15 protein-coding genes are annotated in these 15,011 nt (G+C 34.8%); 11 read left to right on the top strand and 4 right to left on the bottom strand.

The window, feature by feature from the left end:
* The first annotated feature begins 77 nt into the window (after positions 1-77).
* The 8 genes from rpsL (at position 78) to CQA62_RS04285 (ending at position 8,080) form a co-directional block, all read left to right on the top strand.
* Positions 78-464 (top strand): 30S ribosomal protein S12, encoded by a 387-nt coding sequence (gene rpsL, locus CQA62_RS04320; RefSeq protein WP_115585120.1) that lies wholly within the window; start codon positions 78-80, stop codon positions 462-464.
* A gap of 16 nt (positions 465-480) precedes the next feature.
* The gene (rpsG, locus tag CQA62_RS04315) at positions 481-948 is read left to right on the top strand and encodes a 30S ribosomal protein S7 (RefSeq protein WP_104724704.1); all 468 of its coding nucleotides are present in this window, start codon (positions 481-483) and stop codon (positions 946-948) included.
* Positions 949-1,017: 69 nt separating this feature from the next.
* Positions 1,018-3,096 (top strand): elongation factor G, encoded by a 2,079-nt coding sequence (gene fusA, locus CQA62_RS04310; protein WP_104724703.1) that lies wholly within the window; start codon positions 1,018-1,020, stop codon positions 3,094-3,096.
* Positions 3,097-3,177: 81 nt separating this feature from the next.
* Positions 3,178-3,861: a radical SAM protein gene (locus tag CQA62_RS04305; protein WP_104724702.1), complete on the top strand. Its 684-nt coding sequence runs from the start codon at positions 3,178-3,180 to the stop codon at positions 3,859-3,861.
* A gap of 2 nt (positions 3,862-3,863) precedes the next feature.
* Positions 3,864-4,568, top strand: a complete 705-nt coding sequence (locus CQA62_RS04300; protein ID WP_104724701.1) for a queuosine precursor transporter — start codon at positions 3,864-3,866, stop codon at positions 4,566-4,568.
* A gap of 31 nt (positions 4,569-4,599) precedes the next feature.
* Positions 4,600-5,814 carry a M48 family metallopeptidase gene (locus tag CQA62_RS04295; RefSeq protein ID WP_104724700.1) on the top strand — a complete coding sequence of 405 codons (1,215 nt, stop codon included), beginning with the start codon at positions 4,600-4,602 and terminating at the stop codon, positions 5,812-5,814.
* Positions 5,804-6,646: a peptide chain release factor N(5)-glutamine methyltransferase gene (prmC, locus tag CQA62_RS04290; RefSeq protein ID WP_104724699.1), complete on the top strand. Its 843-nt coding sequence runs from the start codon at positions 5,804-5,806 to the stop codon at positions 6,644-6,646. The genes CQA62_RS04295 and prmC overlap by 11 nt, the downstream gene beginning before the upstream one ends.
* A gap of 48 nt (positions 6,647-6,694) precedes the next feature.
* Entirely contained in the window at positions 6,695-8,080 is a 1,386-nt protein-coding gene (locus CQA62_RS04285) for a dicarboxylate/amino acid:cation symporter (protein WP_158653693.1), read from the top strand.
* Here the strand turns inward: CQA62_RS04285 and miaA are convergent.
* From miaA to fliW, 3 genes are read right to left on the bottom strand one after another with little or no spacing between them, the layout of a single operon-like run.
* Entirely contained in the window at positions 8,077-9,009 is a 933-nt protein-coding gene (miaA, locus tag CQA62_RS04280; RefSeq protein WP_232006725.1) for a tRNA (adenosine(37)-N6)-dimethylallyltransferase MiaA, read from the bottom strand. The two genes, CQA62_RS04285 and miaA, sit on opposite strands and share 4 nt — an antisense overlap.
* A 3-nt stretch (positions 9,010-9,012) precedes the next feature.
* Positions 9,013-9,801 (bottom strand): pyrroline-5-carboxylate reductase, encoded by a 789-nt coding sequence (locus CQA62_RS04275; protein ID WP_104724697.1) that lies wholly within the window; start codon positions 9,799-9,801, stop codon positions 9,013-9,015.
* Positions 9,801-10,199 carry a flagellar assembly protein FliW gene (gene fliW / locus CQA62_RS04270; RefSeq protein WP_104724696.1) on the bottom strand — a complete coding sequence of 133 codons (399 nt, stop codon included), beginning with the start codon at positions 10,197-10,199 and terminating at the stop codon, positions 9,801-9,803. Before fliW ends, CQA62_RS04275 begins: the two co-directional genes overlap by 1 nt.
* 177 nt (positions 10,200-10,376) lie before the next feature.
* Between fliW and bamD the strand changes: the two genes are divergently transcribed.
* Together bamD and lon are read left to right on the top strand one after the other, a co-directional pair.
* Complete coding sequence (gene bamD, locus CQA62_RS04265) at positions 10,377-11,084, top strand: outer membrane protein assembly factor BamD (protein WP_197720394.1); 708 nt, start codon at positions 10,377-10,379, stop codon at positions 11,082-11,084.
* A 17-nt stretch (positions 11,085-11,101) separates the two neighbouring features.
* A complete protein-coding gene (gene lon / locus CQA62_RS04260) occupies positions 11,102-13,462 on the top strand; it encodes an endopeptidase La (protein ID WP_104724695.1) in 2,361 nt (786 codons plus the stop codon).
* Positions 13,463-13,646: 184 nt separating this feature from the next.
* Here the strand turns inward: lon and CQA62_RS04255 are convergent, their stop codons facing one another.
* Positions 13,647-14,651 (bottom strand): pyridoxal-phosphate-dependent aminotransferase family protein, encoded by a 1,005-nt coding sequence (locus tag CQA62_RS04255; protein ID WP_104724694.1) that lies wholly within the window; start codon positions 14,649-14,651, stop codon positions 13,647-13,649.
* 125 nt (positions 14,652-14,776) lie between these two features.
* Between CQA62_RS04255 and rpsP the strand changes: the two genes are divergently transcribed.
* Positions 14,777-15,007: a 30S ribosomal protein S16 gene (gene rpsP / locus CQA62_RS04250; RefSeq protein ID WP_104724693.1), complete on the top strand. Its 231-nt coding sequence runs from the start codon at positions 14,777-14,779 to the stop codon at positions 15,005-15,007.
* Positions 15,008-15,011: the final 4 nt, after the last annotated feature.

The raw sequence follows: 15,011 nt of genomic DNA, 5'->3' as shown, positions 1-15,011 counted from the left end.
AAGATAAAACAAAGAAAAAATGTTGTAAAATCACAACATTTTTTTCATTTTAAAAATAAAAATACAAGGGAGAAAAAGTGCCTACAATCAATCAATTGATTAGAAAAGAGAGAAAAAAAGTCATTAAGAAGACCAAGTCCCCAGCATTGATGGAGTGTCCTCAAAGAAGGGGAGTTTGTACTCGTGTTTATACAACAACACCTAAGAAGCCAAACTCAGCTTTGAGAAAAGTTGCAAAAGTCAAGCTAACAAGCAAAGTGGAAGTTATCAGTTATATTCCAGGTGAGGGACATAATCTTCAGGAGCATTCAATTGTGCTTGTAAGAGGGGGAAGAGTGAAAGACTTACCTGGTGTTAAGTATCATATCATCCGTGGTGCTCTTGATACTGCAGGTGTTGCAAAGCGAAGTGTTTCAAGAAGTAAGTATGGTGCTAAAAAAGCCAAGGCTAACGACAAAAAGTAAGAAGGAAGGTTAGATAATGAGAAGAAGAAAAGCTCCTGTTAGAGAAGTTTTAGGAGATCCAGTATATAACAATAAAGTTGTGACAAAATTTATCAATAAGATGATGTACGATGGAAAGAAAAGTGTTGCAGAGAAAATTATTTATGCAGCATTTAATAAAATTGAAGAAAAAAGTGGGGAAAAGGGGATCGAAACTTTTGAGAAGGCATTAGAAAAGGTTAAACCCTTAGTAGAAGTAAGAAGTCGACGAGTGGGTGGGGCAACTTATCAAGTGCCAGTAGAAGTTCGTCCTGCAAGACAGCAATCACTTTCAATTCGTTGGATTCTTGAAGCTACAAGAAAAAGAAATGAGAGAACAATGATTGATCGGTTGGCTAATGAACTTATTGATGCTGCAAATGATCGTGGAGCAGCTTTTAAGAAAAGAGAAGATGTGCATAAAATGGCAGAAGCTAATAAAGCATTTGCACACTATCGCTGGTAAAAACTCTAAACTTCCTTTTTTTGGAAGTTCAAACATCATAAACTACAAATCACTTATTAAGGAATTAAAATGGCTAGAAAAACCCCATTAAATCGAATCAGAAATATTGGAATTGCTGCTCATATTGATGCTGGTAAAACAACAACATCTGAGAGAATCCTTTTTTACACAGGAGTAAGCCATAAGATTGGTGAGGTCCATGACGGTGCTGCAACAATGGATTGGATGGAGCAAGAGAAAGAAAGAGGGATTACAATTACTTCTGCTGCAACAACTTGTTTTTGGAAAGATTATCAAATCAATCTCATTGACACTCCAGGGCATGTTGATTTTACTATTGAAGTTGAGCGTTCAATGAGAGTTCTTGATGGTGCTGTTGCGGTATTTTGTTCTGTTGGAGGAGTTCAACCTCAAAGTGAAACAGTTTGGAGACAGGCAAATAAATATGGCGTACCAAGAATGGTTTTTGTTAATAAAATGGATAGAATTGGTGCAAATTTCTATAATGTAGAAGAGCAAATTAAGGCAAGACTTAAAGCTAATCCAGTGCCTATTAATATTCCAATTGGAGCAGAGGATAGTTTTAAGGGTGTCATTGACCTTATTCAAATGAAAGCAATTGTTTGGAATGATGAAACAATGGGGGCAAAATATGATATTGAAGAAATTCCTGCTGATTTGTTAGAGAAAGCAAATGAGTATAGAGAGAAACTTGTAGAAGCTGCTGCTGAGCAAGATGAGGCTTTGATGGAGAAATATCTTGGAGGTGAGGAACTCAGCATTGAAGAGATTAAAAAAGGAATTAAGGCAGGATGTTTGAGCATGAGTCTTATTCCTATGCTTTGTGGATCATCTTTTAAAAATAAAGGTGTTCAAACTTTGCTTGATGCAGTCATTGACTTTTTACCTGCTCCAACAGAGGTTGCAGATATTAAAGGAATTGATCCTAAGACTGAAGAAGAGGTGAGTGTAAAATCAGGTGATAGTGGTGAATTTGCAGGCCTTGCATTTAAGATTATGACAGATCCCTTTGTTGGACAGCTTACTTTTGTTCGTGTATACCGAGGAATGCTTGAATCAGGAAGCTATGTTCTTAATTCTACAAAAGGCAAAAAAGAGAGAGTGGGAAGACTTCTTAAGATGCACTCAAATAAGCGTGAAGATATTAAAGATGTTTATGCTGGTGAGATTTGTGCATTTGTGGGTCTAAAAGACACTCTTACAGGTGATACACTTTGCTCTGAAAAAGATCCTGTAATTTTAGAAAGAATGGAGTTTCCAGAGCCTGTTATTCATATTGCAGTTGAGCCTAAGACAAAGGCTGATCAAGAGAAAATGGCTGTTGCTCTTGGCAAACTTGCCGAAGAGGATCCAAGCTTTAGAGTGAGCACACAAGAAGAAACAGGTCAAACTTTAATTGGTGGTATGGGAGAACTTCATCTTGAGATTATTGTTGATCGTCTCAAGCGTGAATTTAAAGTTGAGGCAGAGATCGGTCAGCCACAAGTTGCATTCCGTGAAACAATTAGAAGTGCTGTTGAGCAAGAGTGTAAGTATGCTAAACAATCTGGTGGTAGAGGACAGTATGGCCATGTGTTTATTAAGCTTGAGCCAAAAGAGGCTGGAAGTGGATACGAATTTGTGAATGATATCTCAGGGGGTGTAATTCCAAAAGAATATATTCCTGCAGTAGATAAAGGGATTCAGGAGGCAATGCAAAATGGTGTGCTTGCAGGTTATCCAGTTGTGGACTTTAAGGTAACACTTTTTGATGGAAGCTATCACGATGTAGATAGCTCTGAGATGGCATTTAAAATTGCTGGTTCTATGGCGTTTAAAGATGCTTGTAGAAAAGCAAACCCCGTTCTTCTTGAGCCAATGATGAAGGTTGAGGTTGAAGTTCCTGAAGAATATATGGGAGATGTGATTGGAGACCTTAATAGAAGAAGAGGACAAATCAATTCAATGGATGATCGTATGGGTCTTAAGATTGTTAATGCATTTGTTCCACTTGCTGAGATGTTTGGATACTCCACTGATCTTAGATCTGCAACCCAAGGTCGTGGAACATATACAATGGAATTCGATCACTATGGTGAAGTTCCTTCAAATATTGCAAAAGAAATTACTGAGAAGAGAAAGGGTTAATTCCCTTCCTTCCCTCTTTTTTTCTTCCCCTTTTATCCTCCCTTATGCCTTACAATTAAATTTAAAATTAAAGAGAATATTATGAGGCGTTATGCATTAATTAAAGAAAAAAATAAGCGTGAAATTGTCTTACTTCAGGGCAGTGGATGCAAATATAAGCAATGCAGTTTTTGTGATTACTATCTTGATGTAGGAAATAATAGTTTTAAACTTAATGCCGAGGTTTTGAATCAAGTGAGTGGAATTTTTGGTGTTCTTGAAGTGATTAATTCAGGAAGCTTTGATGAAATTGATTTGAAAAGTATGAAAAAAATTCTTCAGATTGCAAAAGAAAAAAAAATTCATACTCTTATTTTTGAATGTCACTATCTTTATAGGCATAAAATTGCCTCACTTAAAAAATTTTTTGAGAGCTTTGAGGTTAAAATTAAATTAGGATTAGAGAGTTTTGATTATGTTTTGAGAGAAGAGATATTTAAAAAGGGGATAAAAGTTAAAGAACCTCAAGAGATTGCAAAAGGTTTTGATGAGGCAAACTTTCTTATAGGAGTAAGCTCTCAAAATGAGGAAATGATCAAAAAAGATATTGAGCTTGGATTGAAATATTTTGAGCGAATCTGCCTTAATGTTATGTGTGATAACTCAAAAATGAAAGCCGATCAAGAGGTTATTGAGATTTTCCTAAAAAATATTTATCCTCAAATTAAAGACAATGCACGGATTGATATTTTGATAGAAAACACAGATTTTGGTGTAGGAGTGTAGGAGTGAGTAATGAATTTCTATTATGTTTAAGTGTTGTATTGATTTATGGTGGGATAGTTATAGCTTATATATTTTTTAAAGTTAGAGGACTTTTGCTTTTTATGCTTTTAGCCACAGTGCTTGCAAATATAGAAGTAACTTTGCTTATTAAAGCCTTTGGTTTAGAGCAAACCCTAGGAAATATCCTTTTTGCTTCAACTTTTCTTATTACGGATGCACTCAGTGAGATAAGAGGAAAAGAACTTGCCCAACAATCCATTAGACTCACAATTTTTGGAAGTATTATTTTTCTTATTAGTTCACAAATGTGGCTTTTATACACACTCCAAGATTCATTAATGCATACTTATTTATCCCACATTTTTTCTCAAACTCCTCGTATCATCATTGTTTCTTTAATTGTTTTTGCAATTGCTTCTTATGTGGATGTATGGCTATATCATTGGTGGTGGAGGCTAAGTACTAAAATATGGGGGAGTAAAAAGAAATTTTTATGGCTAAGAAATAATGCTTCTACCTTATTTTCTCAGCTTTTAAATACGGTTTTTTTTAGTTTTGGAGCTTTTTATGGGGTTTTAGAAATTAATGTGATTACAAAAATTATCCTCTCGAGCTATATGATTTTTATTTGTACTTCACTTTTAGATACCCCAGTTCTTTATTTGCTTGTTTATTTATCAAAAAGAAACAAACAAAGATTAGGATAAGGATTTAAATCTTAATTTTTTTGGGAAATACATGCAGATCACTCTAATTATAATTTATATATGTATTTTTACAATCCCCAGTATTGTAATTGATTTTTTACAGTATCAGCATATTGCTTTATCTTTAAGGCTCAAACCTGTAATTTTGTCCAAATCAGACTATATTCAAGCGGGTAAATATGCTTTGCAAAAGATTAAAATTTCTATCATTCAGCATCTTTTCAACACCGCACTTTTTATATTTTGGATTATGTATGGCCTACATTTTGTTAATGATTTTATTGAGAATTATCATTTACCCAGAGGAAAAAATCTTAATTGCGTTTTGATGGTGCTTGCTTTTATTTTAATTTCTCAAGTTCTCTCAATTCCTTTTAAGTATTACATTGAGATGGTTTTGGATAAAAAATATGGTTTTAGCAAACAGAGTAAAAAAACTTTCTTTGGTGATTTGCTGAAAGGATTGGTGATGACAATTGTCCTTGGAGGTGGAATTTTATATTTGCTTGTATATACAATTTATTTCTTTCATTTATGGTGGTTTTATGCAGCTTTACTTTCTTTTGCTGCCATTGTTTTAGTGAATTTTTTATATCCAACTTGGATTGCTCCTTTGTTTAACACCTTTACTCCACTTAATGATGAGAATCTGCAAGCACGGATTGAGGGGTTGCTTGTAAGTGTTGGATTTAAAAGCAGTGGAATTTTTATTATGGATGCCAGTAAGCGCGATGGACGTCTCAATGCTTATTTTGGAGGATTTGGAAAAAATAAGCGTGTAGTACTTTTTGATACATTGCTTGATAAGATTAGTTCAGATGGATTAATTGCAATTTTGGGTCACGAACTTGGACATTTCAAATATAAAGATTTGCTTGTGAACTTATTTATTAGTGCATTTTTTATGTTTGCTATCTTTTTTGCTATTGGTCAGCTACCCCAAAGCTTTTTTAATGAATTAGAAATTAAGAAAAATGCAGGAAATCTTTTAATTTTGCTGATTTTATTTGCACCTGTGGTATCGTTTTGGTTTTTACCCGTAATTGGATTTTTTTCACGCAGGGCAGAGTATCGAGCTGATGAGTTTGGCTCAAATCTTGCTTCAAAACAAGCTCTTGCAGAAGCATTGATTAGGCTTGTAAATGAAAATAAAGCCTTTCCCAGTTCTCACCCTGCTTATATCTTTTTTTATTATACCCATCCGCCTTTATTGCAACGTTTAAAAGCGCTCGGCTATGAGCTATAGCATTAAAGAAGCTTTGAAGTATGCTTTTAGCGTGCTTCAAACACATCGCCCACAATTAGAGGGCGAAATTCTACTTTGTTATATTTTAGGAGTTCAAAGAATTGATTTGCACATGCACTCAGAGCGTGTTTTAACCCCTAGTGAATTTGAGAGATTTCATCAGCTCATTTTACGAGCCAATAATCACGAACCTATTGAATATATTACTCAAAAAGTAAGCTTTTATGATTGGGAATTTGAGATTTCTCATGGAGTATTAATCCCAAGACCCGAAACAGAAATTTTAGTAGAGAAATGTGATGAACTGATTAAAAAAGAGAGGATAAAAAATATTTTTGAGCTTGGTGTAGGAAGTGGGATTATTTCTATTTCTTTGGCTTTGCTCAATCCTTCAGTTATAATTACGGCAAGTGATATTAATCCCCTTGCTTTAAAATTAACACAAAAAAATATTCATTCATTTTCCAAGTTTAATCCATCTTTGTCAAATAGGATTAATTTGTATTATGGAGATGTTTTGCAAGAAAAGACTTTTTTTGATGCAGAACATTTTGATCTTTGGGTGTCAAATCCTCCCTATATTGCAAATGATTATATCTTACCCAAAAATGTTGCCTATGAACCAAAAGAAGCCTTATTTGCAGGAGAGAGGGGAGATGAGATTTTAAAAAAAATTATACATTTGGCAAGTAGATATCGCATTCCCTACCTTGCTTGTGAAATGGGTTGGGATCAAAAAGAAAGTATTGCCCAAGAGTTAAAGGATTTCAAAGAAATAGAATTCTATAAAGATCTAAGCGGACTAAATCGAGGATTTATTGCAAAAAGATAAGATAGAATACGCACCTTGTGATATTTAAGACTTTTAAGGAGAATGGGTATGGAAGTTTTTTTACAAAATTTTTTTCTGATTTCATCATGGAAAACTCCTCTTGTATTGGGGCTACTTTTTGGTGTATTTGGGGTTTTATACAGCTTAAGGGAGAAGCTTAGTTTTTCTCAAAGGATGTTTTTGGGCTTACTTTTGGGGGTTATTTTTGGCTTTTTAATGCAGGTTTGTGCGGGTTTTCCTCAAGGAAATGTAGATAGTTTTAAAGAAAATATCAATCTTAGATGGCTTTATGAAAGCTATGTGTGGTTTGAATTCTTTGCCACAATTTTTGTGAGTTTTCTTAAGTTATTGGTCGTTCCAATTGTTTTTGTGGGAATTTTATATGTGATTTTAAGTCTTAAAACTGATGTGCGATTTTCCTCTATGTTTATGCGTTCTTCTTTTTGGTTACTTTTCACTACTGCAATTGCATGTATTTTTGCCGTAAGCTTGGGGGTGTATTTTGATCTTGGAAGTGGAATGGGTATGAGCGAGGGAGAAAGAAGTATTAGAGAAATTAAAAGTTTAAATCAAATCTTCTTGGGGCTTATTCCAAGTAATATTATTGAATCGATGGGGAATAATCGTGTAATAGGGGTTGTGATTTTTGCACTTGTTTTTGCTCTAAGTGCAAAGAGTGTGGGAGAGAAATATCCAATCTATCAATCATTTGTAAAATTTATTGAATTCTTACATGCTGTAGTTTATAAATTTGCTTTAGGAATTATTACTTTTATGCCTTATGCAGTTGTTGTGATGATGGCAAGTATTTTTTTAAAATTTGGCTTTAATGTGCTTAAACCCGCCTTGCTTTTCATTGCTCTTATCTATGTATGTGCATTGTGCATGTTTATTGTTTATCTTATTATTTTGGCCTTGCATGGACTTAATCCTTGGAAGTTTTGTAAAAAAGCAATTCCTGCATTACTTATGGCTTTTACTTCAAGATCAAGTATTGCAACTCTGCCTGTTACCATTAGCACACTTAGAAATAAACTAGGAGTGAGCGAGGCAAGTGCTCCATTTATTGCGACTTTGGGAACTTCAATTGGGGCAAATGGTTGCGCAGGATATTTTGGTGGGCTTGTAGGAGTTTTTGCACTCCATGCAATAGGAATGCCAGTAGGAGTGATTGAAGGGATTATGATTGTTATTCTTTCTGTGTTTGCTTCTATTGGTGTGGCGGGCATTCCAGGTACTGCAACAATGGCTGCATCAATTGTACTCACAGGTCTTGGCATGGGGGAATATTTTGGGATTTTGGCTATTATTTTGGGAATTGATCCTATTATGGATATGGCTAGAACAATGAGCAATGTCAGTGGTGCAATGATTGCTAGCATAGCAACAGATAAGGAGATGGGAAGTTTAAATATAGAGGAGTATAACTCCTAAATGATATTGAGCAATCCTTGATAATCCCCTTGGACAATATGTCTAAGGGCATAATCTTTGGTATTGCTCACTTCATTAAGCAAACAGGGAGGACCAAATTGCGTGCGATTGAAGGTATTCTGGCGTTTAGCTAGCTGAGCGGTATGCGTATTGATAAGATAGAGAAGTTCTTCTTTAGAGGTAATTTTTTTATTAAAATACTCTTTGCACTCTTTGAGTCCAATAGATTTAAAGGGTCCAATCTGATCTCCATATTTTTCCATTAAAATTCTTGCTTCATCCAAAATACCCATTTCTAGCATTTTTTTACTTCTTAAGGCAATACGCTTTCTTAAAAGCTCTCTCTCTAAACTCAAGATATATTTTTCAATTTTATGGGGAAAGGGGATTTTGGGATTTTGCCTGAAATAAAGTGAGGGCGCAAGTCCTGTAGCAAAGTAGATTTCCAAAAATTTATTGATTCTGTAACTATCTTGATGAGAAAATGGGAGAGAGGGTTCAATACTTAATAAAAATTCTAAAGGAGAAGAAAGCTTTTGAATTCTTTCTTTAATTTCCTCAAGAGTTGCTTGTTCAAGTTGGGGTAGAGGTGAGAGGCCATCAATGATGCTTTTGAGATAAAAACTTGATCCCCCAATAATGAGTAAGGTATCCTTACCCTTATTTTGGGTTAAGGCAATAGCTTCTTGAAGAAGATTATAAAAGAGTGTAGCATTATTGTGCTGTGTAGGAGAGAGAACATCTACCCCATAGTGATATATTTTTGCAAGCTCTTCTTTTGTAGGTTTTGCTGAGGCAATATCAATTTCTTTATAGATTGAAAGCGAGTCAAGTGAGAAGATTTCACAATTTAGTTTTTGGGCAAGTTCTAAACCAAGTTGACTTTTTCCACTCCCACTTCCCCCTAAAATTGCAATGAGTCTCACCACAGGCTAGATTTTACCCCTAGCCTTTAAAACGCTTTGATGAGCCCCTTGCTCTAAGATTCCCTTAAACCCTTTTTCTTCTAAATAAACCAACCCTTCTGCAGTTGTCCCTGCTGGGCTTGTTACAAGAGTTTTGATTTCTAAGGGGCTAGAGTGGTTTAAAAGCTTTGCAAACCCTTGAAATGTTGCTCTGACAAGTTCTGTACTCTGGGTGATGGTTAATCCCTCTCGCACCCCTGCATCAATGAGTGCTTGTGCAACTAGGGCAAGAAAAGCCGGAGAGCTTCCACTTGTAGCAATGGAGGCATCAATAAGGTCTTCGCTCTCCACCCATACTGCATTTCCAAAAGCAAGACTAAGGGTTTGTGCTTGTTGCTTAGCTTCTGCAAGGGCAGAGGGATTAGGACTGTAGGCATAAAGAGTTGTAGCAGATTTTTTGACAAATGCTCCAACATTTGGCATTGAGCGTATATAAGAGTGTGCTTGAGGGAATTGAGAGATTAGAGATTGTACTTTTACCCCAGCCATAACAGAATAAACTAAAGGAGTAGCAAAATCACAAGAGAAAGATTGCAATCCCTTAGGCTTAATGCATATAAGAATAATAGGGAATTGATTTTTTAATTCTTGGATATTGCTGATAGGGGTGATAGAATGATTGGGAAAATCTTTGCAGAAAGCTTGAGATTTATAAAAATCTCTTCCTAGAACAAAGAGCTTATAAATATTGGGAGAAATACCTTTGACTATAGCATGAGCAAGATTTCCATAGCCAATGATAAGTAAAGATTGCATTAAGATTTAATTTGGTCTTGATAATAGGTATCAATTGATTCTGAAAGTCCATATTGTGGATATCTTGCACTATCAAGAACAACTTGAGCCATTGTTTGGTTTTTGACATTAAAAATAACAGGAGCAAGGAAATTAATTGTGGAGTTTTCAATAGGAGTTTGCAAAACCATAATATTGCCCACTAAAATATCTTCCTGGCTTTCTATTTCAAGTAAAAGCTGTAATGCAGTTGGGATTTCAAAATTATATTCACGTAAAGCAAAAGGGTTGATGAGAGTAAAAATCGGTGAAGAATCTTCATCGTTAGAGAGTTTCATAAACAAATCATCAATTTTTTCAAGCCTCATTTTATTAACATCTTCAAAGCCAAGAATTGGCGACTTTACCTCAAAAACCATAGCTTAAATGCTCCTTGAAAATTTATTTAAACACGCTTTAATCAGTAAATTCTATCCTAGATTTTATATTTTTTGGCAAAAATATTAAAAATAAACCCTTAAACTTTTATGGTTAGATATAATTCAAAATAAATCAAATAAAGGAAATTTTTTATTAAAGTCTTTAAAGTTTTAAAAATGAAAAAAAATATTAGTCTTTATTTTTTTATGCTTTTTGCATATTTTTTTACTGCTTGTTCAAATAAGGTTGAAGAGTTTGATAAACCCGCAATGCATTGGTATGAAGAGATTTTTAAAGAAATTCGTTACAACAATCTTGAAAGTGCAGATACTAAATTTGCTTCTTTACAAAGTGAGCATGTTAATTCTCCTTTGATCCCTGAAGCAATGTTGGCCTTGGGTCATGCGCATATGGAACAAGATGAGTTTTTGCTTGCAGAATTTTATTTTGATGAATATCTTAAGCGTTTTTCCAATAGAGAAAATTACAGCTATATTAATTATTTAAAAATTTTGGCACGTTTTTATTCTTTTAAAAATCAAAGCAAGGATCAAGAGTTTATGAATGAATCTGCAATAGAGATTAAAAATTATCTTGATGCCTATCCGAATGAGATTTATACGCCTTTTGTAGGCTATATCTATACAAAGTTTAAGCTTGGTCAAATTGAGCTTAATCAAGCTATAGCCAATGTTTATCGCAAACAAAACAAAGAATATGCTGCAAATCTGTATCTTAAGCGCAGTGATAGTGTATTGCAAACAAGTTTTAGGACTATTACAAATGGATTACCCTGGTATGTGATGGATGCAATTGAGCTTAAGCAAATTGATTATATTATTCCTTCTTATGTGCCTTGGTATGTGATGATTTTTGATTGGTAAGAAAGAGGAGAGTGTAGATGAATATGCATATTATTGTAGAAGAGGAATTCTCTGTTTATCCATTTATGATTGTTCCTATTTTTGTAAGCTCTCAACGCAATATTCAAGCGATTGAGGAGGCATTTAAAGCGGATAAAAAAATCTTTATTGCTTTCTTTAAAGAAGGGAGTGAGGAAGAATTTTATAAAATTGGAGTTGTGGGGGAGATTATGAGAAAGGTAGCTCTACCTGATGGAAGGGTAAAGATACTGTTTAGGGGGATTGGAAGAGGGATTATAGATGAGGTTATTACAAGTTCACCTCTTTTAGGTGAAGTGTCCATGCATGCTTATACAGGTGGATTTTCTGAAAAACTTAAAGCAACATTTGAGGTTCTTAAAGAACAGCTTGGTTATCTTGCAAATGTTAATAGCAATATAACTGCAGAATTAATTAAGGCTGTGGAGGAGAGTAGTAATCTTAATCGTACAATTGACCTTATTGCATCTGGTTTAAAACTCCCAAAAACTCAAGCATTTGAGCTTTTTGCAAAGGATGATATCCAAGAGAGAATGGTTTTGTTGATTGAATATATTGTTGCAGATATTGAAAATCAAAAACTCCAAAAAGAGATTAAATCTCGTGTCCAAAACAAGATGGACAAGATTAATAAAGAATATTTCCTTAAAGAACAAATTCGTCAAATCCATAAGGAGCTTGGATTAGAGGGGCAAAAAGAAGAGGAGATGGACCGCTATAGAGAAAAATTGGCTTTGATTAAACCTTTTATCTCGGTAGAAATCCATAAAGAGATCAAGCGCCAAATTGATAGATTAAGCAAGATGAATCAAGAAAGTGGTGATGCAAGTATTGTGCAAAATTATATTGAATGGGTACTTGAAATTCCTTTCGGAAAATTTAGCAAACAAAAACTTTCTATTGAGAGTGTAGAAAAACAACTCAATGAAGATCATTACTCACTTGAAAAACCTAAAAAACGTATTGTTGAGTTTTTTGCTGTTAAGGAGTTGCTTGCACTCCGAGGAAAAGAAGAAAAAGATTCCAAAGGAACAATCCTTTGTTTCTATGGTCCTCCTGGAGTAGGAAAGACTTCTTTGGCAAACTCTATTGCTAAAGCAATGGGGAGACCTCTTGTAAGATTGGCCCTTGGAGGACTTGAAGATGTTAATGAATTACGGGGACATCGACGCACTTATTTAGGTGCAATGCCAGGGAGAATTACACAGGGACTGATTGATGCAAAAGAAATGGATCCTGTGATGGTGCTTGATGAGATTGATAAGGTGGGGAGAAGTTTTAGGGGAGATCCTACAAGTGTATTATTAGAAATCTTAGACCCTGAACAAAATAAAGAGTTTAGGGATTATTACACAAATTTTAATCTTGATTTGTCCAATATTGTTTTTATTGCTACAGCTAATGATATTTCCCAAATCCCTGCACCTCTAAGAGATAGAATGGAATTTATTCATATTTCTAGCTATACACCTCAAGAAAAAGAGCAGATTGCAAAAAAATATCTTATTCCTCAAGAGATGAAAAAACATGGATTAAAATCTTATGAGGTGAATATTACCCCTTTAGCCCTTAGGGAGATTGTAGAAAAATATACAAGAGAATCGGGTGTGAGAAATTTGCGCCGTCAAATTGCAACAATTATGCGAAAAGTTGCTCAAAAGGTATTGATTGATAGCATTAATGGAGAGAAAAATAAAATTTCTATCACACAAAAAAATTTGAATGAATATCTAGATAAGATTATTTTTGAGATTGATCCTGCGGATAAGGTTGATCAGGTTGGAGTAGTTAATGGCCTTGCTTGGACAAGTGTGGGGGGAGATGTGCTTAAAATTGAGGCTGTAAGGATTGAGGGTAAGGGAGCCTTAACTCTTACAGGGAGCTTAGGAGATGTGATGAAAGAATCTGCACGCATTGCTCATTCTGTAGTTAAAGTGCTTTTGAATGAAGGCAAGCTCAAGAGCACTCTTAAACTCCCTAAGAGTAAAGATAAGCAATCTCAAAAGCCAATCTATGATATTTATGATTTGCATTTGCATGTTCCAGAAGGTGCAACACCCAAAGATGGTCCAAGCGCAGGAATTACAATGGCAACTGCAATTGCTTCAATCCTAAGTGGTCAAAAAGTAAAGGGAGAGATTGCAATGACAGGTGAACTCACTCTTAGTGGAAAAATTTTACCCATTGGTGGATTAAAAGAAAAACTTATTGCCGCACATAAGGCAGGGATTAAAAAAGTCCTCATTCCTATAAAAAACTATCAAAGAGATTTAGATGAAATTCCAGATGAGGTTAAGGAGGGATTAGAAATTATTGCTGTTAGGCGAATTGAGGAAGTGTTAAAAGAGGCATTAGTTTGATCTATGTTTTTGGAAAGATGTGAATTAAATAGATAAAGATAAGGGCTATTTTTTATAAAGTAAGTAAAAATGAAAAAATTACAAGATTTATATTTATATAGGGATAAATTGTTAGAAGTTGCAGAAAAGTTTAAACACTAAGAGAATGAGAAGATCTCTTAAATCATTAAGATTTTAGGAGTTTTTAAATTCTCTGCAATGCCTTAAGTAAGATTTGATACTCCTGAAATCCTCCAAAATTTCCAATCCTAGAAATGCTGTTTTTAAGATAACCTCCTCCGCTAGAGATAAGGATATTTTGCTTTGCTAGAGCCGTTTTAATAGAATTTTGAGGATCATCAAAGGCAATAATGGAAAATGAGGGATTCTTAGAGTATAGGGCCACTCCTTTAGAGGCTAGGAGCTCTCTTGTTTCTTCAAATCGCTTTTTAATAAGTATGGAGTTGCGCATCAAGTCAATGTGTTTGAGCACAAACTTTAAAGCAAGAAAAAGATGTGAGGGTAGAGAGAAAGCAATGGGGTGAGTAAGATAGTTCTGCAGAGCCAAATAATAAGAGAGCGGGGATCTTAAGTGGAGAATCTCTAAAGCCCTAGAGCTTACAAAAACCATTCCAAGCCCTACAGGAAGCCCTAGAACTTTTTGACTTGAAGCCACTAAAACATCAATATTTTCAATTTCAATATGCTCACTGCCAAAAAGTGCAATAGCATCAAGAAAAGTGAGAATAGAGGGATCATGCTCTTTGATGGCTTTGCAAATCTCTTCATATTTTTCTCTCACACCCCCAGAGCTTTCTACTCCACACAAGCACACGCCATCAATATTGGGATTTTCTTTTAATGCTTTTTTGACTTCCTCTAGAGTATGAGAGCGATCCCATGGACAAGAAAGTATAGTGGTAGAAATGGAAAAATTTTTTGCAATCTCACCCCAGCGACTAGAGAATTTTCCATTCTCTAAAATAAGCAAATGCCTAGGAGAGAAACTACAAATTGCACTCTCCATTGCTCCGCTTCCACTGCAACATAGAAAAAATACTTCTTGCATTGGGCAAATTTGAAGAAGGTGATTGTGGCAAAAATCAAAAATTTCTTGGAATTCTTTTGAGCGATGATGAAGTGTGGGGAGAGAGAGGACAGAGGCAATTTGAGGAGAGAGTTGGGCTGGGCCTGCTGTAAAAAGGGTCATACTTTTCCTTGTTTTAATTAAATTTTTTTATGATTTTGCCACGAATGGGGAAAAAACTTATTGCGTTTTAAGCAAAAAACTTTATAATAGAAACTTTTGAAATAATCTTAAGGAGAAACATATCGATGGCAACAGTGATTCGATTGACAAGAATGGGTCGAAAGAAAAAACCTTTTTATAGAGTAGTTGTAACAGACAGCAGAAAAAGAAGAGATGGTGGGTGGATTGAATCTATCGGGATTTATAATCCTCTTGTAGAGCCAGCCTATATAAAAATTAATCAAGAGCGATTAGCTTATTGGAAGGGTGTTGGGGCGAAAATGAGCGAAAGAGTTGCTAAACTAGCTTCAAAATAATTCT

Source organism: Helicobacter cholecystus, assembly GCF_003364215.1.
GTDB lineage: Bacteria > Campylobacterota > Campylobacteria > Campylobacterales > Helicobacteraceae > Helicobacter_G > Helicobacter_G cholecystus.
Note: the sequence above shows the minus strand (reverse complement) of the source record. Positions and strands in the feature narration are given on the sequence as shown.

Excerpts from the sequence above, each read along its gene's own strand:
- rpsG (WP_104724704.1), top strand. The coding sequence starts at position 481 with ATGAGAAGAAGAAAAGCTCCTGTTAGAGAAGTTTTAGGAGATCCAGTA.
- fusA (WP_104724703.1), top strand. The coding sequence starts at position 1,018 with ATGGCTAGAAAAACCCCATTAAATCGAATCAGAAATATTGGAATTGCT.
- CQA62_RS04305 (WP_104724702.1), top strand. The coding sequence starts at position 3,178 with ATGAGGCGTTATGCATTAATTAAAGAAAAAAATAAGCGTGAAATTGTC.
- CQA62_RS04295 (WP_104724700.1), top strand. The coding sequence starts at position 4,600 with ATGCAGATCACTCTAATTATAATTTATATATGTATTTTTACAATCCCC.
- prmC (WP_104724699.1), top strand. The coding sequence starts at position 5,804 with ATGAGCTATAGCATTAAAGAAGCTTTGAAGTATGCTTTTAGCGTGCTT.
- CQA62_RS04285 (WP_158653693.1), top strand. The coding sequence starts at position 6,695 with ATGGAAGTTTTTTTACAAAATTTTTTTCTGATTTCATCATGGAAAACT.
- CQA62_RS04275 (WP_104724697.1), bottom strand. The coding sequence starts at position 9,801 with ATGCAATCTTTACTTATCATTGGCTATGGAAATCTTGCTCATGCTATA.
- fliW (WP_104724696.1), bottom strand. The coding sequence starts at position 10,199 with ATGGTTTTTGAGGTAAAGTCGCCAATTCTTGGCTTTGAAGATGTTAAT.
- bamD (WP_197720394.1), top strand. The coding sequence starts at position 10,377 with ATGAAAAAAAATATTAGTCTTTATTTTTTTATGCTTTTTGCATATTTT.
- lon (WP_104724695.1), top strand. The coding sequence starts at position 11,102 with ATGAATATGCATATTATTGTAGAAGAGGAATTCTCTGTTTATCCATTT.
- CQA62_RS04255 (WP_104724694.1), bottom strand. The coding sequence starts at position 14,651 with ATGACCCTTTTTACAGCAGGCCCAGCCCAACTCTCTCCTCAAATTGCC.
- rpsP (WP_104724693.1), top strand. The coding sequence starts at position 14,777 with ATGGCAACAGTGATTCGATTGACAAGAATGGGTCGAAAGAAAAAACCT.